This is a genomic window from Streptomyces sp. NPDC034099, from assembly GCF_055575415.1.
Genome location: NZ_JBVISR010000014.1, coordinates 74,505 through 94,729 on the forward strand (window position 1 = coordinate 74,505; position 20,225 = coordinate 94,729).

The following is a 20,225-nucleotide window of genomic DNA, read 5'->3' on the forward strand; positions in this document are numbered from 1 at the left end:
GGCTCTGAGTTCGAGTGCCAGCGGCGAGCAGGACACTCCGGGAGGCTCATGGGATCGACCGACTACCGGGGGCGCCTGCGATGACGCCGGTCCGAGCTGTGGTCGGACCCGTGCCGGCGGCCCCCGCCGGACGAAGCACCCTCTTCTGCCTCACGGCGCCGACGAGCCTGCGAAGCCGCCTCTTCCCTCAGCAGGTTGTAGCGGAATTCGTAGCTGTGCGTGTGGCCGGAGCGCACCTGACGCTCATAGAAGGCATTGAAGTCGCCCTCGGCGGCGAACAGGTCGGCCCCGGTTCCCCCTCCACCGGCGCCGGCCACGATTTCCTGGTGCCTCATTCCGTTCTCCCACTCGATGCGTTCCACCTCCATGGCGAAGTACTGAGCGGCCGGCCACCCGGTCTGCTCGGCCAGGAGGTCCAGCCTGCCGCTGCGCGCCTCGTCCTCCAGAGCGGCCAGGCGACGCGCCGACGCGGCATTGAGGATTTCGAACACGGCGGTTCCGGCGAGATGACCGCTACTGGCCCGACCCCGATCCAGGATGATGGAACGGCTGTCCGGCAGCCATTCGCCGGGGGTACCTCCACGCGTACGACCGAACCGCACCGTGATGGGACCGGCGGCTGCGATCTCCTGGCCGAAGAAGGGGGCAGCGGCGGCCACGAAGTCGTATACCTCCCACATGGCCGTACCGTTGCTCCGGCTCTCGAAAGTCACTCCGCCCACCGAGCCGCGAAACGGGATACCGGGGGGCGGCGGAGTCCCGTGGTCCGAGCCGTAGGCCAAGTCCGAGTCGGAACTGTCGTTCCTGTCCCGCCGCCTTCGGCGGGGAGAGGGCTCGGCGCCGCCCGACGAGCTTCCGTACGCCAGGTGTGAGTCGTCATCCACAGGATCGTGCCGCCCACTCGTGAACGCGGACTGCCCTGTGACGACCTCCCTCACCGCGGCGTTCCCGGCCGAGCTCTGCGACGGCGGGATGTCCGCCGACGGCGGCGGTTCCGCGGGCTCCTGCGCATGCGGGCGGGTGGCAGGCGAGCGACCGGAGGCCGTTCCTCGGGCGCCGTCGGGCCTCTCCCCCCGTCCGGCCGGCCCACGCACCGGATACTTGCTGGCATCGGCCTCGAGCGCCGCGGTCAGGTCCGCCACGATCCCCGTGACGGCCTGGGCGTCGTCTCCCGACCACGCGCGCAGCAGCCGGTAGCGCTGGACGAGCGAGAGGTCGGTGGAGGCGGTCGGCAGGCCGCCCATGAGCGCGGCGTAGGCGTGCTGGTCGTGGTCGAGGACGACCCCGGCCGCCAGCAGGTCGGCCACGGACACCGTGGGGCGGCCACCGGCCCAGTCCGCACCGGCCAGTTGGGGAACGTACCGCTCCGTGCCGGGTTCCTCGAGCCGCGACTCGACCCAGTCGTGCAGCACGCCCTCCGCAGTGCGGTCCGGCTCCGCCGGAGCAGCGTCGGTGTCAGTGTCGGTGTCAGTGTCGGTGTCGGCAGTGGCCTCCGGCGGGGCGGGGGCTTGCGAGCGGGGCGGCAGTTGCTCCGGATGCTGGTCCCACCAGTGCTGGTGCACATCCGGGTCCGAGGTGGTGATGTTCAGGTAGTGCGCATGGCGCTGCGCATCGAATCCCAGGTTCATCGGGTGCCGCGGGATGAGTACTCTGCGGCCGAGCGCACGGCGGGTGCCCAGGACGTCGGCGAGGTCCTGGGTGGCCCTGTCGTCCAGCCCCACCAGGACCACTCGGGCGGCGACCGGGGCTGTCTGACGCAGAGCGGGTTCCATGCGCAGCACTTCGGCGAACTCGTCGTAGGGAATGGAGCGGTTCGGGCCGTTGAGCCACGGCATGGAGACCGTGCCGGCTTCGGCGCCGGGCTCCACTGCGACGACGAAGGGCTTTTCCGGCCCGTACCAGGGCGGCAGATGGCTGGTCCTGGCACCGGTGGCCGGGTCGGTGACGGTGTACAGGTCGGCGTTGAACCGGTCGGTGAGTGAGAACGACGACCAGTTCCGCCCCACGGGGAGACCCGAAGTCGACACCAGTACGGAGTCGGGGGCGAACACGCCTCCCCGCTGAAGGTGGTAGGCGGCGAGGGCGACGGGGCGGTAGACGTCCCGGCCGATGGCCGCCGCCGTGGCGGCCGTCCAGAGCAACGCCTCGCCGTCCTCGGCCCCATCGACGCTCTCGTACGGGCGCAGGTGCAGCACCTGCCGTACCAGGGACTCCGTGTCCGGGTGGCCGTCCACCGCCTCGACGGCCGCGACGGTCGCCCACAGCGCGTGCTGCCTGAGGTCGGCGGTGACGGGCCGGTCGGGCGCGAGCCGCAGCACTTGCCGGACCGACTCGTCCTCGTCGTCCTCGGTCAGCAGTTCCAGGGCCCGGTCCACGCCGGGCAGTGCGACGAACGAGGACAGCTGGGCCGAGGCGCCGGACTCCAGTGCCGTCCGGGCGGCGAGCAGGGTGGTCCGGACGTCGGCGGGGTCCACCGGCGCGGGCCTGGTGTGGGGAGCGGGCTCCGTCCCGGAATGCGCCCGGACGATCCGCTCCACCAGGTGGGGGGTGAGCCGGCCACGCGAGGCCAGCCGCGCGTCCACCCGCCGCATGGCCTCGACGGCTCCCAGCCCGCTGAGCAGCGCTCGGTAGTCACCGGCGGGGTCGTCGCGGTCGTTCTCCACCTCCACGCCGAAGAGGTCGCGCAACCCGCGCACCAGACGCAGGGTGGTCTCCCGCCGGTCCTGGAGGTCGGCCGCCACTCCGTCCAGACCGGCCACCGTCGAGAGCCGGTCCAGTTCCTCCGGTGTCGGCTCGGCCCGGTTCACACCGTAGGTGCCGGTGGTGCCCTGGGCGTTCGTGTAGACACCGCTCTCGGGCTTGCCCACCGGCCCCCCGGTCACGTGGACCCGGCTGGGACCGTAGACGTCCCGGCCGAGCCCGTTGGCGACCTGTTGTGTCCAGGACACCGCGGCCCACGGGTCCGGGACGAAAGGCGCGTCGTCCGCGAACCCGCCCAGCGCGCCGCCCGGCTTCGCCGAGGCCCAGCACATCACGGCGACCAGCGGTTGCTTCCGGTCGAGCCTGCGGAAGCTCGGCCGACGCTTCAGGTAGCGGACCGTTTCGGGGCCGCTGAGGCCGACGGGCCAGCCATCGGTGGCGCCGGCGGTGGCGACGCCGGGCGTTCCGTGTACCCACAGGACGTAGGGCTTGCGCCCCTGCCACTCCACCGGGTGGGCTCCATCGAGGGCGCGGTCGGTGACCGGGTCGACGTCGACCCACTCGGTGAACCCGGCGAGGTCAAGACCGGTCGATTCCCGGCTGAACTGATCCTGCAGGTTCATCAGCATCCGTCCGGCCGGACGTCCGTCGACCATGATGGTGACGTTCTCGATGTCACTCATCCGGACGATCCGGTTGTCCATGCCTCGGACGGCGTCGCCGCCCATGGCGGGAGGCTCGGACGCGTCCCAGTCGTCGGGGAGACTCAGCACCCAGGAGCCCAGGGGGAGCCTGGTATCGCGCCGGTCGGACACTTCGATGTGGAGGCGCGACGTTTGCCGGTCCGGCACCAGTTCCACCCGCCCGGTGTGCGCGTAGACCGGCCGCCCGGACCGGAACGCGCTCATCCGGGGCAGGTCGAGCCCCATGGCGCCGGCTCTCGACGAGGCCAGCACCACGGGGCGCCTCCCGTCGGCCGACGACAGGTCCGGGTCCCGTCCCACCAGCTCCGAGAGCTCCTGGTCGGATACGCGGTAGCGCGTCCCGTCCGGAAGAGCCAGCTCGGCTCCCCAGTGACTTCCGTCCGCGGTACCGACCACGAGCGGCTCCTGGGTGACTGTTCCCGCCGACCAGGGCGTCGGCGAGGGGGCCGCCGTGTCGCTGCCCGGCACCCGTTGACGCACGACGGTGTCCGCGAGCGGCCCCGGGTGGCCGGTCCAGTTCCGGCCGCGCACCGAACCGTCCACAGCGAGCAGGCGTGTCCCTTCCGCGAACACCCCCTGACGGTCCAGGTGCAAGGCGGTCAGGGAAGCGACGCTGGTGGCGTCGCCCGTGGCCATCGCGTCGGTCACCAGGGCGTACAGCGGGCGCAGTTGATCCGGCACGGCATCGGTGTCGAAGCGGGCGGCGTCCGTCGCCTGCGCGGGCGGCGGCGGCTCCGGGGCACCCAGGGGCCGGAGCAGCACGAGGTCGGGCGCCTTGTCCAGGGTGAGGACGTGGTCGGCGTCGGAATAAAGGTTCAGTCCGGGCATCAGCCGCATCAGCTGATCGACGGCGCGCGACAGGGCCGACACCTGCACCTCGACGACGGCACGGCGCTCCCCCGGCCGGGGGTGCGGGTCGGGGTCCGCTCCGCTGCGGGCGTCGATCGGGAAGTCGTCCGCGGTGAGGGCTCGTCCGCGAACCCGGCGCACGGATTCCCGCATCTCCGGAGGAAGCGTGGACAGATGGGCGTTGATCTGCGCCCGCAGCGCGTCCTCGACGATCCGGGCCGGCAGACGCCCGGCCCCCTCGGTCCCCTGGGCGGGACCCGAGCCGACGGCGATCCGTGCGCCGTCGCCGTAGCCGGTGATCTTGAGGGAGGGGATGCGCAGCCCGGCGGTCAGGTCGCGGACCGCGGCGCCTACGAGCCGCTGCGCCATGGTGGTGACGAGTCGCTGGGAGTCCTCGCCCAGCTGCGCCCGGCCGTCGATGAAGTCGATGTCGTGCCGGGCGACCGTGCGCACGGGCACGGCGGCCCGCACCGGCAGGGAAACCGGCGCGCTCGCCGTGCCCGAGGGTGTCGGGCGGGGCCCGTCGGCGGGCGGCGCTCCGGGGAGCATCCCGCTTCCCGCGGCCGTGTCGAGCCGGTCGGGCCGCTCCGGAGCGGGGAGGGGACTCTGGGCCGCGGACTTGCTCCGGGGCTGGTCCGGCGCACTGGTGGGGAACCTGCGGGGCTCGCGGTGGGCGGCCTCGGCGTTTGGTAGCGCGGGGCCCGGATCCGACGGGGAGGCGGACCGGGAGTTGTCGACGTCCGTGTCCGACCCGTCGGAGGAGCCCTCCGTGTCCGGGGCGAGCGCCACCGGGGGCGTCGGTGACGGGTCGTGGTCCGTCGCGGCGGGGGCGGTGTCGATCCGGAGCGCCGGCGGCCCCACCGCTGCGGGCAGCGTCAAGGGCGGTTCGGAGTCGGCCCGGGTCGGGGGCGCGAACAGGATGTTCGGCATGTTGGGCAGGCCCGGGAGGCGCAGCGTTCGGTGACGGGCCGCCAGCAGCACGTCCCGCAGCAGGGTGTGCGTCACCACGCCGCCGGAGAACCCGGCGCGTCGGGCGAAGTCGTCGGTGATGCGGGTGAGCTCACGCCAGGTCAGCGGTCTGGTGCCCTCCGGTCCCACTCCCAGCGCCATCCGCTGCACCTCCAGCCGGCCGAAGTCACGGATGAGTGCGGTGAACTCGTGCTGACGTCCGGGGTCGGAGTCGATGTCGATGTCGAACACCTCGCGCAGGGCGCGCACCCAGCGCAGTGCGCGTGTCGACCGCTCGGCCACATCGGGGGGCAGCCCCGCCACGTCGGCGATCCACCGGAGCGTGTCGGCGTCCGGCTCCGGACGGTACTCCCAGATGCCGTGCCGGGGACGGTCCGGATCGTCGCTCAGGACCAGGATCGGGGGCGAGTCACCCACGGTCGGGACGGGGGTGACCTGGGCGTCCGTGGCGAAGAGGACGCGCCCGGTCTGCGTGGAGACGTTCTGTGCCTCGGACGGTTCCACCAGCAGGTCCGAACCCGGCCTGAGCTGCGCGAGCTCACAGCCGAGTGCGAAGATGGGCAGGTTGGGGTCGAGCTGTCGCAGGCTGGGACGCCGTCGCACGATCCGCCCCAGTTCGCCGGGCCGCAGGTTGTACTGACGGCCGCTGCTACGGCTCGAAACACTCGCCCAGCCGGCTCTGGCGTGCAGATAGAGGACATAGCTGTCCGTCAACGCCCGGGGCAGCCTCAGCATGGGGCCGTGGCGGCTGGGGATGGCGCCGGGCACTCCTTCGTCGTAGTTGGCGTAGTACTCCACACCTGACGCCTCGCGCAGCGCGGCTTCCATACGGACCAGATCGTCGCTGGTCAGATAGGCCCGGCCAGTGAGCAGCTGTCCGTCCAAGGTGGTCAGCGGGTAGGACTCCACGTCGGAGGAGTCCAGCGCCGTGCCGACGGTGGTCTGTATCTCGTAGCCGGGAGAACGGTCGTGAAGGCCCGGATCGCTGGGGAACCAGACGCCGACGTGCCGCCCGGGACGGCGGTCGACCAGCGCGATCAGCCTGACGTTGCCGGGGCCCTCCGCGGGCATCAGGGAGAAATCCCCGTCCGTGCTCCAGACACGGGTCCCGGCCAGGTCCGCGAGCAACCGCGGCATTGTCTCGGGCGCGGCGTTCCGCGGGGGCCGCACAAGCACCAGCACCGGGGCGCCCGGCGGCCGGTTGGGGTCGAGGGCGACCAGATGGGCGAACTCCCCGTCGTCCACGTACCGGGCGTTGCCGGACCGGTCCCGGACGATGATCAGGTCGGACTCGGCGTCCCGCTCGGCGAGCGCCACGTGTGGCCGGTGACCCCACAGCGCGGGGGAACCGACCATGGGTTCACCTCGCCGGCTTCCGGGCGCCCACACCTGGTCCACGTCGAGCTGGAGGGCTCCGCCTCCCGACCAGTCGCGCGCGGTGTACCTCTGGTACGGGTCGGAGGACCACGTCTCCGGCCCCAGGACACCGGTGGTCCGGTGCGTCGCGTAGCCGGCGATGGAGGCGACAGATCTCGCCCAGCCGTGCCGGGCGGCACTGGCCGTGGTGAGCAGGAGGTTGCGGTAGTCCTCGGGGGTGATGTCGACGCCGGGGTCCAGGTGAAGCACCCGCTCGGCCGTCGCGCCCACGTCCATGGGGCCCCGGGGGCGTCCCGGATCGGACTCGTGCAGCCGGTTCAGCAGGGCCAGCGCGTCGTAGAGCGCGTCGAACTGCGGGTGCCGCCTGATGTCCCGGCCGAACATCTGCTTCATGGCCTCGACCAGCCTGCGGCTCAGGCGGCCGCCCTGGGTCGGAGGGGCCAGCAGCGTCCTGCCGTCCGGGCCTGCCCCGGTACGACCCCTCGGGCCGGGGGACGGGTCGGGCGCCGGCGACGACGGGTCGGGCGCGGGCACGGGGGACGCCGAGCCGGACTCCGACGTCCTGGGCTCACCCGCCAGGTCCCGTTCGGCGCGGTCGAACAGGGCGCGGAAGCCGCTGAGCACGTACGGGTTGTCCTGGCTGCCGAGAATCCCGGGCCGGCCGGGACCGTAGAGCCGTTCCAGGAGCGGCAGCAGCTTCGGGTCGTGCTCCCGCACCCAGTCGGCGCCGTTGTTGCGTGGCGAACCGGTGGCCAGGTCGGTACCGGCGTTGACCGCCAGGTAGGTGTTGGTGAGCTGGGCGAAGTAGTCGCGTGGGTTGCTGGCCGAGTAGTTCGCGCCGGGACCGTCCGGCCACCGGGCGGCCTCCCCCTCGGCGCTCTTGACCCGGTAGTGTTCCTCGATCTGCCTCCGGTCGGCCGGATCGAGCACCTCTTCGATGGCGTGGGCCAGCTCGTGCCGCAGTGCCCCGTAGCCGTCCGCCTGGATTCCGGCGCCCGGCAGGTCGGCCGGCTCACCCAGCAGGTTCTCCTCGCCGATGGCGATCAGACCGTCGTGGTAGAGCGCCCGTTGGACGTCCACCGGCCGCCCGTCCGCCTCCACGCCCCGCAGGCCGGCGAACTGGGGCAGCGAGGTCACCGCCACCCCGCGCGGCACCACGACCACGCGCCGGCCACCGGTCAGCAGGGACACCGTGACCTCGGGGTCAACCAACATGCCGGAGACGATGGCCTCCGCCTCCTGCCGGGCCGCGCCCGCCGGATCACCGGACTCCGGTCCGTCGACCATCAGCCCCGCCGCCGCCGCGGCGAAGTCCTCCTGGGACAGGTGCTCGCGCAGGCTGTTGGCCAACTCCTCGTTGCCGGCCAGCATCCGGCGCTCATCCGGTGACAGGGCTCGCAGCAGGGTGGCACGTTGGCCGGGGTCCACGGTCGGCAACCGCACGGCGAGGTCCGCCAGGACCGACGAGGAGAAACTGCCGCGGAACGTCGCGTGCGGTGTCAGGGTCGGACGGAAGGTGAGGTTGCCGTGCTTGCCGAGGAGGTCCGAGACGTAATCGTCGAGTTGGTCGATCTGGTTCTCGCGGGAGTACACCTTGACGAGCGCCGCACGCTGCTCCTGGTCCACCCTGGTCTGTTTCCGGTACCAGTCGGCGTCGGCCGGCGCCTGGGGCACCTGGTCGAACTCCTCCTGGGTCCGGACCGGGAAGGTGTCGACCGGCACCAGGTCCAACGCACCGGTGTCGGGGTTGGGGACCGACCGGTAGACGACGATGTTGAGCCCGTCCACCTTCCCGGCCTCGATCTGTCGCCTCAGTGTGGGCCACTCGATCCGGTTCAGCACGCTGGTATTGGTCGTGCCGTCCAGGACGTGGGCGGTGGCCCAGCCCGTCAGCGACTCCACGTACGACTTCGACAACCGCTCCCAGAGCACTCCCAGCGCGGGCGACGAACTCCACGTCGAGAGTCCGAAGAGCAGGCCGTCGAACATCCGGCCCTGGATGGACGCCTCCAGCACCACGCCGTGCCCCACGCTCGCGTTCTCGGTGGGGATGGCCGAACCCATCTTCGACCAGAGTCCGCCGTGGTCGGCGGACTGGGTCGCGTGGGCCTCCAGCGCCTCCTCGAAGCCTTCCTTGTCCTGGTGGCGGTGGTACCAGGAGTACTGGATCCTGTTGCCGTACACCCCCTTCTTCTGGAGGCCCGTCATGATCGCCTCGATGGCCGCGTGGTCGACCGGGGTCGGCGTGCTGGACTTCCGGTCGCGATCGATGTTGTCGAGGAAGTCGCTGATGCCCTTCCTGAAGGCCGGGTCGGCGGCGAGAGCGCGAATACCCGCGATCCGGTGGTACAACTCGCTCTTGTCCCGCAGGAACTTGACGTCCTGGGCCTGCTCCGCCGTCAGAGCGTCCATCGAGCTCTGCGACGAGGAGAGGGAGGAGGCGGAGGACAGCATGGTGTTCGTCCGCCTCGGCGGGGCCGGGGGATGCGACCCCGCCGGGGCGAGGGGACGCCCCACCCTGGGCAGGCCGCGTCCGGACCGCGCCGCCCGGTACAGGCCGAGCGACAGGTCGGCCAGGGTGTCGAAATCGTTCTCCACCGCGCCGGCGGTGGAATCGGTGGCAGCGTAGAGACGGACCTGCACCACGGCGACGGGCGGTTCGATGCGTGCCGCGCCCGCTTCCGGATTTCCGTCCAGATCGGACCAGGTACGGCGCACAAGCAGCGCCTCACGCTGGTCGACCGGGCGCTCCGGGTTCTCCCGGAGCAGGTTGTCGAGGTACTGACCGACCGTCGCGCGCTCCCCCTGATCCGCTCTCGGCGGCAGCAGCCGGTCGAGCACACCGACGTCCTTCGGGAGATCCGCGACGTCGAAGGAGGTCGCGAACTCGCCTGCGAGCTGCTTGGCCTGATCCTCCAGGAACGCACGGGGTACGGGGCTGAGGCCGCGGCGTATCCCGGCGAGCGAGCCGCGCGAGACCACCGCGGCCAGGTCCTTGGGCGGCCTCGACCGGTCCAGACTGCCCCGAACGGCACCGGCGGCCTGGGCGTAACCGAGTGCGAGCGCGCCCTCCAACTCGTCGTGGTCCCACGCCAGCAGGCCGGACCTGTGCTCGGGATGCTGGTCCAGCCAGGAATCGAACCGCGTGCGTCCGTGCTTGGCGAACTGGAGGCCGAGTCCGAGGTCCGAGTGGGCGGTACGGGCCGGGCCGGGCTCCCGGCGCATCCTGCTGCCGACATGTTCCAGGAAGTGCACGGCCTCGGCGATCGGCGTGGACGCCGAGTGGTGCACGAGCATCCGGTCGCCACCGGCCTCGTTGATCTTGACCGGCAGTCCCTCCGCGAGGACGTCGACCCGGTAACCGGCATCGGCGGGGAAGACGGAGCTGAGGCTGCTGCCCGGCCTGGCGTTCTCCAGCCGACTCACCACGTCGTGGAAGGCGCGTACCACGTCGGAGCGCTCGGCCCGTCCGTCCGGCCGCCCGTTCGCGAGTCCGCGGGCCGGTTCGGTCACCAGCTCCAGGATGGGCACGCCGCCGGCCCGATCCAACGTGATCTTCAACAGGCCCGGCACCGACACGAGTTCGTCGTACTCGTCGTAGGTGTGGCCGCTGGGCAACTCCAGACGATACCGGTGCAGTTCCACCTCGAAGCCGCTGGCCGGAGCGTACCCGTCGACCTTCACCGGGTGTTGCCGGGCCGCCACGGACACCGATGTCACCGGGGCGACGGGCGCGGGCCGCTCCACACGGTTCAGCTGCTGTATCCGGTCGATGCGGTCGATGACCGCGGACTCCAACCGGGTGATCGCGTCCCACCGCCCGCTCTGCGGAGTCTTGCCCTTCTTCCACTCCCCCACCGCGTCGAGGACCGGACGCACGTCCTCCGCGCTCGGGTCGGCGGGCAGTCCCGCCACCGCCTCGTCCACGGCGCGCAGCGCGTCGGATCGCAGCCGGTTCGGCCCGGCGGAGATCAGCCGCCAGTCGCGGATCGGATCGGCGTCGGACGGGACAGGGGGCGCCGGCATGGAGTCCGGCCCGGTCGGGGGCGCGAGCAGGGCGTCCGGCTGCTGTGCCGGTACAAGAGCCTCCGGCCCCTCGGCCGTCAGCTCCGCCTCGGCCGTCACGAAGTCCTCCGGGGACAGGTGCTCGCGCAGGCCGTTGATGAACTCCTCGTCAGCGAGAAGCTGATGACGCTGCTCCGACGACAGCTCCCGCAGATGGAGCGTGCGTTCGCCGGCGGCCACGCTCGACAGCTCCGCAGCCAGGGCCGCCGAGCTCCACGGGGGGACGCTGACGACGTCCTCCGCCTCCTGCTGGGGCGGTCCTTCCGGACCATCAGCTCTCAGCCGCTCCGTCGTCGCCGTGAAGTCCTCCGGGGACAGGTGCGCTTGCAGGCTGTTGACGACCTCCTCGTTGGCGGCCAGTGTCCGGCGCTCCTCCGATGACAACGCGTCGATCAGGAGGGCACGTTGGTCGGGGTGAACGGCAGGCAACCGCACGGCGACGTCCGCCAGGGCCCGCGAGGAGAAACTGCCGCGGAACGTGGTATGCGGTGTCAGGGTCGGACGGAAGGTGATCTCTCCCTCGTGCTTGCCGAAGAGGTCGGAGACATACTTGTCGAGCTTGTCGATCTGATCCTCGCGGGAGTACACCTTGACGAGCGCCGCACGCTGCTCCTGGTCCACCCGGCTCTGCTTCCGGTACCAGTCGGCGTCGGCGGGCGCCTGGGGCACCTGGTCGAACTCCTCCTGGGTCCGCACCGGGAAGGTGTCGACCGGCACCAGGTCCAACGCACCGGTGTCGGGGTTGGGGACCGACCGGTAGACGACGATGTTGAGCCCGTCCACCTTCCCGGCCTCGATCTGCCTCGCGAGCGTGGGCCACTCGATCCGGTTGAGCACGCTGGTATTGGTCGTGCCGTCCAGGACGTGGGCGGTGGCCCAGCCCGTCAGCGACTCCACGTACGACTTCGACAACCGCTCCCAGAGCACTCCCAGCGCGGGCGACGAACTCCAGGAGGAGAGTCCGAAGAGCAGGCCGTCGAACAGCCGGCCCTGGATGGACGCCTCCAGCACCACGCCGCGCCCCACGCCCGCCTCAGCGGTGGCGGTGGCCGAACCCAGCTTCGACCAGAGCGCACCATGGTTCGCGGACCGCTTCGCATGCGCCTCCAGAGCTCCCTCGAAGCCTTCCTTGTCCTGATGGCGGTGGTACCAGGAGTACTGGATCCTGTTGCCGTACACCCCCTTCTTCTGGAGGCCCGTCATGATCGCCTCGATGGCCGCGTGGTCGACCGGGGTCGGCGTGCTGGACTTCCGGTCGCGATCGATGTTGTCGAGGAAGTCGCTGATGCCCTTCCTGAAGGCCGGGTCGGCGGCGAGAGCGCGAATACCCGCGATCCGGTGGTACAACTCGCTCTTGTCCCGCAGGAACTTGACGTCCTGGGCCTGCTCCGCCGTCAGAGCGTCCATCGAGTCCTCCGAGGAGGAAGACGCGGAGGAGAGCATCGTATTCGTCCGCCTCGGCGCGGGCGGTTTCGGATCCGCCGGGGCCCGGACAGGAGAAGCCGCCACGACGTCCGGCTCGGTCGGGGGCGCCAGCAGGACGGCCGGCTGCCGGGCCGGAGGCGAGGCGGTCTCGGAGCCGCGCGGAACAGCGTCATCCGACGAGGTGGCGACGAGCGGCACGGCAGGCGCCACGACCGGGGCAGGCTCGAGTACGACCGCCTTCGGGTCGCGCTGCGGCTCCTGCTCGGCCGGCCCGGGCTCCGGTTCTCCGGACCGCGTTCCCCCGGCCCTGGGCCCGGTCCTCGGTGCGGCGGACGTGAGGGCCGAGGGCGGGGGTACGGCGGCGGGTGGCACCTCTGTGCGCGGGGAGACGGAAGCAGTGGGGATCGGCGCTGGGAGGTCGACCGGGGCGGCGGTCGGGGGCACGGCGTCGTCCGCGCGGGACGGCAGACCGAGGTCGCCCCGGAGCCGGTCGGCGAGCGAGGCGGCAGCGTCGCGCGCGCCGCCCGCCATCAGCAGGTCCGCGACCTCGCGTACGGCGTCACGGTACGGCGCTACGGCGTGCCGCGAGTCGGCGCGCACGGGGTGCATCTCCAGCGGGAGCACAAGGCCTGTGGCTGTACTCCAGGCCTGGGAGGGGGTGTACCCCGTTTCGCCGTCGGCGAGTTGAGGGGCGTCTGCCGCGAAGTCCGCGTACGACTCCTGCCACAGCCGCCTGGCGGCGTTCGCCGCCGTGACCTCCAGTGCCTGCGGCCACGGTCCGGGCTCCACCATGAGGAGCCGGGCCTGGTCGACAGGGGGCAGGCCGCTCTCCGCCAGCGGCACGTCCGTGCTGCCGAGCTGCCACTGCGCCCGCAGCGCGGGCGGGGCGGAGATTCCTGCCGTGTCCAGCGCTTCGCGGTACACGGCACGGCCGAAGTCGAGGTTCCGCACGTCCGCGGCCAGGTCCTCCGGCGTCACCTGTCCGGCGATCCACCGGCGCTGGCCGCCGTCCCGCTCGACGGCGGGGGCCGGACCGTGATCCCGGTCCGGGGGCAGGGAGTGCGGGTCCGTCCCGAGGTCCCGCAGCTGATCCTCGGCCGACGCCAGTTCCTTCTCGGCCCGCGCGACGTCGTCCAGGGCCCGGTCGAGGCGAGCTGCGTCCCTGTTGGTCCCGCCGCCCGTGTCCATCCGGTCGCGCAACTCCTGCACGGAGTCCAACGCGCCCGACAACCGCCGTACGGCCTCGCTGTGTTGCTCACGCAGCGCCTCCGCGGCCGAGGTGCGCTGGAGGTCGGTATGCCCGTCCGCTCCGATGGGGCCGGGCGACGCGGGGGTGACGGGATCCGGTGCTGTCTCGTCCGCCGGGGGCGGGGCCTCCCCGGAGGGCTCGGACTGCGGAGGGGAGGAGGGGGTGTGCGTCTGGTGCTGGGGCGAGGCGGGGGTCTGCGGCTGCTGCTCCGGACGAGGCGAGTCGGAGGTGTGCGTCTCCGGCTGCGGCTGCGGCTGGGACGGTGCCCGGGACCCGGGCTGCTGCTGCGTCTCCGGGTGCGACTGCGAGTGCGACGAGGTGGCGATGCGGGTTTCGGGCTGCGGCTGGGGCGAGGCGGGAGTGTACGTCGGGGCCTGGGTGTGCGGCTGTTGTCCGGACTCGAACCGTGTCTCGGGCTGCGGTCGCGGCGCCTCCTGCTTCTGGTCGGCGCCCACCTCCAGCGCCTCTTCCGCGTGGCGGGGCCGGGCCTGGTCCTGGCCCTGGTCGTGCTGGGCACCACCGGACGGGGTCTGCCGATGGCCCTCGTGCTCCGTGTCCGGCAACGCCCCCGAGCTGGAGGGCACCTGCCCGCCGAGAGAGCCACCGTCCTGACCGGGAACCCGCTGGTCGAGGTTGCTCACCGCGTCGAACCCGGTGGACCGATGGGCACCAGGGCCCTGCGGAGTGCCGGGAAGCTGCTGAGAACCGGAGGAGAGGTGCGAGCCGGAGACCTGCTGAGGCCCAGGGACCTGCTCGGAGCCGGAGGTCAGACTGAGGCCGGGGACCCGCTGGGGCCCGGGTCCGGGGGCCTGGTGGGAGTCGTCGAACCGGGTGAGGGGGCTGAGCCCGTTGTGGCGCCGGATTCCGTCGAGGCCGTCCGGCGTGCTCAGGCCGGCGGAACCGCCGAGACCGCGGACGTCGCGGCCGCCGTTGACGCTGCCGGGGCCGGCGATTGGGTCCGGCTCTCCCACTCCGTTGAGGCCGTTGCCGTTGCCCCCTCGGAGACCGTGCCCTCCGTCGAGGTCGCCGACCCCGCCGAGGCCGTCCAGGTCACCTGTCCGCGTCTGGAAACCGGTCCCGAACCCGCCTCCCGGGCCCGTGTCGAGGTTCCCGAGCTCTCCGTTCCCCGCCTCTCCGGTGGATCCACCCGTGGAACCACCGGAGGGCCCACCGCTGGCACCACCCGGGCCACCAATGGAGCCACCCCGCAGGCCGCCCCCGAGGCCGTCCTTGAACGAGAAGAAGTTGTGCAATGCCCCGCCGAACGCCAGACCGCCGCTCATCAGGCCCATCTCGACCTGCCGACTGACCATCGCCCCGACGGCGGTCCAGGGATTGACCTCGAAGCCGTCGTAGAACATCTCGTTGACCAGCCCCTCGGCAAGGGTCTCCGCAGCGCCTTCACTGGGGGCCTGGCCGATCTCGTCGATCACGTGACGCCGGATGCCCGGGCCGGGTCCGACGCGCGGCGGACCGTCCGGCAGGTCGCCCCACCGGTTCCCGCCCGGGGTGTTGAGAAGGCCGTCACCGAGGTCGTCGTTGTTCCACTTCTTGGTCGGGGGGTCCTTCATCCAGTGGTCGGCATAGGAGTTGAAGGCGTTGGTGACCTTCCTGACGACGACTCCGAACAGTTCGGAGAAGGCCCCTGTCAGCGCGCCGAACACGGCGGCGATGCCGACGTCACGCCAGTCGACCCCGCCGGGCCGCTGTCCCTCCGGTGCCCACCGCATGAGCGCGAGCCGGGTCGCCAGGGTGAGGAGGGCCTCTTCGATCGCCTCGGTGACGGCGGAGAAGATCGGGATGCGGCTGGACAGCTCATACAGGATGACCAGCATCCGCACCCTGGCGATCATCTTGCGCACGGCGATCTGTGTGGCCGACGCGCCGCCTGTGACGGCTGCCAGGGCGGTGAAGATGGCGATTTCGGCGGCCAGCCGGATCAGCTCGGCGATGAGGTTCCACTTCGCTTCGCGGACGTCCATGGCCGTCTTCCGCAGCCCGCCGGACGCCTTGCCCATGCCCTCGGTGAGCTTGTCCAGCTCGGGCCGGACGCTCTCCATGGCGGCGATGAAGTTCCTGCCGATGTCACCGGGGAGCGCGTCCCCGACGAAGGCGATGCTCTCGTCGACCTTCCCCTTGAGGATGTCGACCTTGCCCTGCGTGCTCTGCATGACCAGACCACGCAGCGCGGCCACGTCCTCGTCGGTCTCGGGGAACCTCTCCCCCGTCACGACGAACATCAGGTTCCGCAGCTCTTCACTGGGCATGAGCGCCATGGGTCAGCCTCGCCGACCGCCGCCGGGAGCATCCTCGCCGGCCCCGTAGCCGGCGATCTCCGCGTCGATCCCGGCCAGGATGTCGCCCTGCGTGCTCGATGTCGCGTTCAGGTTCAACAGCACCGCGTCACAGGTCCGTTCCAGCACCTCACCGAGCCCGTTGAGGGCGGCCGAGACCGCATCGCGGTTGCTCGTGAAGTTGGCCTCGATCTTCCTGCCGTTCTCGTCGCCACCACACCACGAGGTGTCGCCCATGATTGCGTCGAACTCGGAGACGAGACCCCAGCTGTAGGAGCCCAGCTCGGCGAGCAGGGCCTTTCCCTGTTGCACACGCTCGGGTTCCAGGTGAAAGGTGTCGTCGTCGCTCATGTCCGCCTCCTCGTACCGCACTCGTTCACGCCGCCGCACGCCACCCGTCGGTGGCATGTCCGCCCGGTCCCACCGGAGCGCTGTACCTCTCCAGTCCTTCGGGGGCGTCCCCGCTCCCCGCCAGAGCCGTCAGACCTCGTCCCCGTCGATCTCGTCGCGTAGCCGGTCGCTGGCGCCGCGCGGACACGACTCCTCGGGGAGCGTGTCGGCCGCGGGACCGAGGATGCGGTCCCAGTCCAGCTCAAGGCCGGGCAGCTCGGGCATGACGGCGCTCGGCCGGGTGAGCGGCTCGAAGAGGTCGCGCACCATGCGGGAGTGGTGCGATCTGGCTTCCTGGATCGTGCCGAGCACCGCGTCGGACAGCTGCGATGCGGTCATCGAACGGTACTTGCCGTCAAGGAACTTGACCTCTGTCACCTCACCCTGACCGCCCACGGACACCTCGACCGAGCCGTCCGCGGAGAAGGCGGAGGACGTGAAGGCGCTCAACTGCCGCTCGGCGTCGGCCGCGGCGCTCTGGACGCTCTCCAACTCCGCGGTCGCCCTGGCCAGTCGCTGCTCAAGCCGTTCGGACTCCTCGCTCATCGTTCACCCCTGTTCATCGTCCGATCACCGCGGGCGTGGTGCCTTCGTCGGTGCCCCACACGTCCTCGTCCTCCGCAGTCCAGTGGGACCGTTCGCGGTCGCCGCTCTGTGTGGCCTCCGAGCGCTGCGCGGGCGGCGGCATCATCCCGCCGCCCGAGGCGGTCGGCCGGGCGACGACCACGTCCTCGTGCATTTCCTGCTCCCGCTGCGCCGCCGCCCGCCGACTGGCCGCCTGGGCGGCGGTGGAGCCGCGCCGCGGGGCGGGCCGGTTGATGCGGGAGCCCGGGTTGGACCGCTCGCGCTCGCCGTTGGAGTCGTTGCCCGCGCCGGCGCCCTGCATTCCCCCCATGGGCGGCATCATCGGAGTGCCGCCCTGGGTGAACGGGTTGACCGACGTGCCCTGCCCGTTCGCGGCGTTCTCGTTCTCCGAGCCGTAGTCGTCGTACGGGTCATCGTCGTAGCCCAACGCGTCGCCGGGGCCGCCCGGGACGAGTGCCCCGTGGTCGCGCAGGTCCCCGCCGGAGAGGCCCGTCGAACCGTTCGGTCTATCCGCGATGACCTGGTCGAGTCCGCCCTTCGGGTGGTCGATCTCGATTCGGGGGACGTCGGAACGATTGCCGAGGCCGCCGGGGTTGTCGATCCCGATCCGGTCGCCGGGGTTGCCGAGGTTGCCTCCCGGGTTCCCGATCCGGTCACCCGGATTGCCTAGGCCGCTCCCCGGGTTCCCGACGTCGACCTTCGAGCCCTCGACCACCGTCCGACCGTCCGGAGACATCTCCGTGACGGTGCCGTCCCGCGAGATCTCCTGCACCGAGCCGTCCGGCATCGTCACCTTGGCGCTCCCGTCCGGGTAGGAGACGGTGACCTTTCCGTCCGGCTCTTTGACGGTGATCCGGCCGTCCGCGCCGGTCTCCCGGACCGTCCCGTCCGACAGTTCCACCCGTGAGCTGCCGTCCGGGCGGGTGACCGAGCTGCTGCCGTCCGGGGAGTTGACGGTGACGCTGCCGTCCGGCGAGGTCACCTTGATGGAGCCGTCCGGCCCGGTCACCTTGACCGTGCCGTCCGACGACGTCTCCGTACGGCCACCCGGTCCGTCCACCACCGTCGATCCGTCCGGCCTCGTGACGATCTCACCGCTCGGACCGTCCACCACCGTCGATCCGTCGGGCCTCGTGACGATCTCGCCGCTCGGACCGTCCACGGTGATGTGTTCGCGAGAGCCGTTGAGGTTCCCGCCCGGGCCCGAGGTCCGCACGTTTCCGTCGGGGTCGGTGATGGTCCTGGACCCGTCCGGCCGGGTCACGGTCTTGGTGCCGTCGGGGCCGATCTCGGTGATGGTGCCGTTCGAGTCGACGACCTGCCGCGAGCCGTCGGGAAACTCGGTCGTGAAGCCGCCGTCGAGGTTCGGGCTGGTGATTCCTCGCGACTTGTTCCCGAGCGGGTCGCCCGGTTGCCGACTGGTGACGAAGCCGCCGCCCGGGACCGGAGGGAGCGAGGACCCGCTACCGCCGAGTCGTCCACCGTCGGCGCCGACCTGCCCGTTGGGGTCACCGATGGCTGTCCGCGCCTGGTTGCCGGCTTCCTGAAGGGCCTTGTCCACCTTGTCGTTGGCGCTGTCGATCGCCGTCTTGGCTTCGGCATCGGTGCGGTCGGCGCGGTGGTCGCCCTGGTTGTTGGCGTCCCCGATCTGGAGGCTGGTGCGGTCCTGCATCTTGTCGACCTGGCCGTTGGCCTCGTCGATCGCCGTCTTGGCTTCACGGTTGGTCTTGTCCAGGGCCTTCTCGGCTTCCTTGTTCGCCTCGTCGATGGCCGTCTTCGCCTCGGCGTTGGACTCCTTCGCCGCCTTCTCGGCTTCCTTGTTGGCCTCGTCGATGGCGACCTTCGCTTCGGCGTTGGACTGTTTCCCCGCCGCCTTCGCGTCCTCGACCGCCTTCTCGGCTTCCTTGTTCGCCTCGTCGATGGCGACCTTGGCCTCGTCGTTGGACTCCTTCGCCGCAGCCTTCGCCTCCTCTGCGGCCTTCTTCGCTTCGGCGTTGGCCTTCGCGATGGCCGCCTTCGCCTCGGCGTTGGCCTTGGCGGCGGCCGCCTCGGCCTCGGCTATCGCCTTCTCCGCGGCCGCGTTGGCCTTGGCGATGGCCTTGTCCGCGTCGTCCTTGATCTTGTCGACCTTCTTGTCGACGCCGCCTCCGCCACCGCTCCCTCCGGCACTTCCGTAGCTGGTGACCTCGGGTTCCAGAACCTCGTCGATGACGGCCTGGGCATCCAGGAAGGCGTTTCTCACATCGGACAGCGCCTGGTTGGCGGCCGGCTCCAGGTACTCCTTCACACCCCGGTTCCAGGACTCCACCGCCTCGGTGCCCAACTTCGCCCAGGTGGAGACATCGTCCAGCTTGCCCAAGCCGGGGATCGACAGCTTGGCCTCGGAACGGAGTACGTAGAACTCGGTGGTCTCCGAAGTTTCGCTCCAGGAATGGGACGAGGAGCTGTTCCCCTGGCTGTGGGTCGAACTCGTGGTGGTCTTCGACGCCTCCACGGCGAACCTGGCGTTGTTGTTGTACACCCAGTCGCTCACCGACTGAAGCATCGAGTAGAGAATTCCGTACGGGTTGCCGAGCCCCGGCCAGTACTCGATGGGATCGCCATCGCCCTCCGACAGCGTCTCGCGTTCGCTTGCGAGGCCGCCCATCCACTCGCTGTGGACTCGGGAGAGCTCGCGGTTGGCTTTGAAGACGGCGTTGCCGGCCCCCACGACGGCGTCACCCTGCCTGCTGGACGCCTCGTACCAGTCCCACTGGCTCTGGTGCTGGGCCTTGAAGTTCTTCGGGTGCATCTGGTCGCCGTACCCGGCGTAGTTCTTGTACAGCCCGTCCATGAGATCGACGAAGACTTCGGCGGCCTTGCCCTTCCAGGCGGCCTTTTCCTTCCCCAGGGACTCCTTCCACTGCTTCAGCGTCTCGGCGTGCTCGGTGAAGAACTTCGCGACCCGGTCGTACGCCTCGGCCGTTCTGGTGAAAGTCGAGAAGTCCATGGCGTTGGTCTTGTCGACCGACGCACCGTTGGACGAGAAGCCGACGTTGGTGTGCGAGACGATGTTCTCGTAGCCGGAGTTGTGCAACGCGGCGCCGGCACCCTCGATGTACTGCCCCATCGCGTGCTCCGCCCCGGCCAGGGAGTTGTCGCTGTACTTGTACCAGCTGAACGGGTCCATCTCGCTGAGGCTGACGCCCTCGCCGCCCGGTCCGACGAAGTTGATGAGGACCCGGCGCAGTCGAGGGTAGATCCTCTCCTTGAGGTCCTCCTCGGAGTAACCCTTGAGGCTCACCTCCTCCGGGTCTTCCTTGCCCGGCAGGTAGAAGTTGATCACGAAGTCGTTTTTGCCCGTTTTGGCGCCAGAATGGTAGTCGTAGTTGGACTCCGTCATCTCTATGAACTCGGCCGCGTCCTCGATGGTGACCTTGAGCAGCGGCGCGTTGCCCTCCGGCTCCGTCCCCGTCGCGTCGCTGAACAGGCCGCTGCGCTTGGGCATGGGGTAGCCCGTGAACATCTCGACGGCCTTGGCCCAGCGGTCGGAGGGATCTGGCATGGAGGTCTCCGGGAAAGAGAGGTCCGGTGACGGACGGGATCAGGAGGACGAAGGGGCCGCCCCAAGTGGCGGCA

The 20,225-nt window shown here is 70.9% G+C and carries 4 protein-coding genes; all 4 read right to left on the reverse strand.

What is annotated here, in order from left to right:
- Window positions 1-62: 62 nt before the first annotated feature.
- The 4 genes from ACZ56V_RS32030 to ACZ56V_RS32045 all read right to left on the reverse strand — a co-directional run bounded on the left by ACZ56V_RS32030 (window position 63) and on the right by ACZ56V_RS32045 (window position 20,151).
- Window positions 63-15,605 (reverse strand): lonely Cys domain-containing protein, encoded by a 15,543-nt coding sequence (locus ACZ56V_RS32030; protein ID WP_468947146.1) that lies wholly within the window; start codon window positions 15,603-15,605, stop codon window positions 63-65.
- Between the two features lie 12 nt (window positions 15,606-15,617).
- Window positions 15,618-15,983 (reverse strand): hypothetical protein, encoded by a 366-nt coding sequence (locus ACZ56V_RS32035; protein WP_398909326.1) that lies wholly within the window; start codon window positions 15,981-15,983, stop codon window positions 15,618-15,620.
- Window positions 15,984-16,112: 129 nt separating this feature from the next.
- On the reverse strand, window positions 16,113-16,568 hold the full coding sequence (locus ACZ56V_RS32040) for a YbaB/EbfC family nucleoid-associated protein (RefSeq protein WP_468947147.1): 456 nt from the start codon (window positions 16,566-16,568) through the stop codon (window positions 16,113-16,115).
- Window positions 16,569-16,581: 13 nt separating this feature from the next.
- Window positions 16,582-20,151 (reverse strand): AAWKG family protein, encoded by a 3,570-nt coding sequence (locus tag ACZ56V_RS32045; RefSeq protein ID WP_468947149.1) that lies wholly within the window; start codon window positions 20,149-20,151, stop codon window positions 16,582-16,584.
- Window positions 20,152-20,225 lie beyond the last annotated feature (74 nt).

What these genes read in the sequence shown, in the direction of transcription:
- ACZ56V_RS32030 (WP_468947146.1), bottom strand. Translation starts at nt 15,605, where the DNA reads ATGCCCAGTGAAGAGCTGCGGAACCTGATGTTCGTCGTGACGGGGGAG.
- ACZ56V_RS32035 (WP_398909326.1), bottom strand. Translation starts at nt 15,983, where the DNA reads ATGAGCGACGACGACACCTTTCACCTGGAACCCGAGCGTGTGCAACAG.
- ACZ56V_RS32040 (WP_468947147.1), bottom strand. Translation starts at nt 16,568, where the DNA reads ATGAGCGAGGAGTCCGAACGGCTTGAGCAGCGACTGGCCAGGGCGACC.
- ACZ56V_RS32045 (WP_468947149.1), bottom strand. Translation starts at nt 20,151, where the DNA reads ATGCCAGATCCCTCCGACCGCTGGGCCAAGGCCGTCGAGATGTTCACG.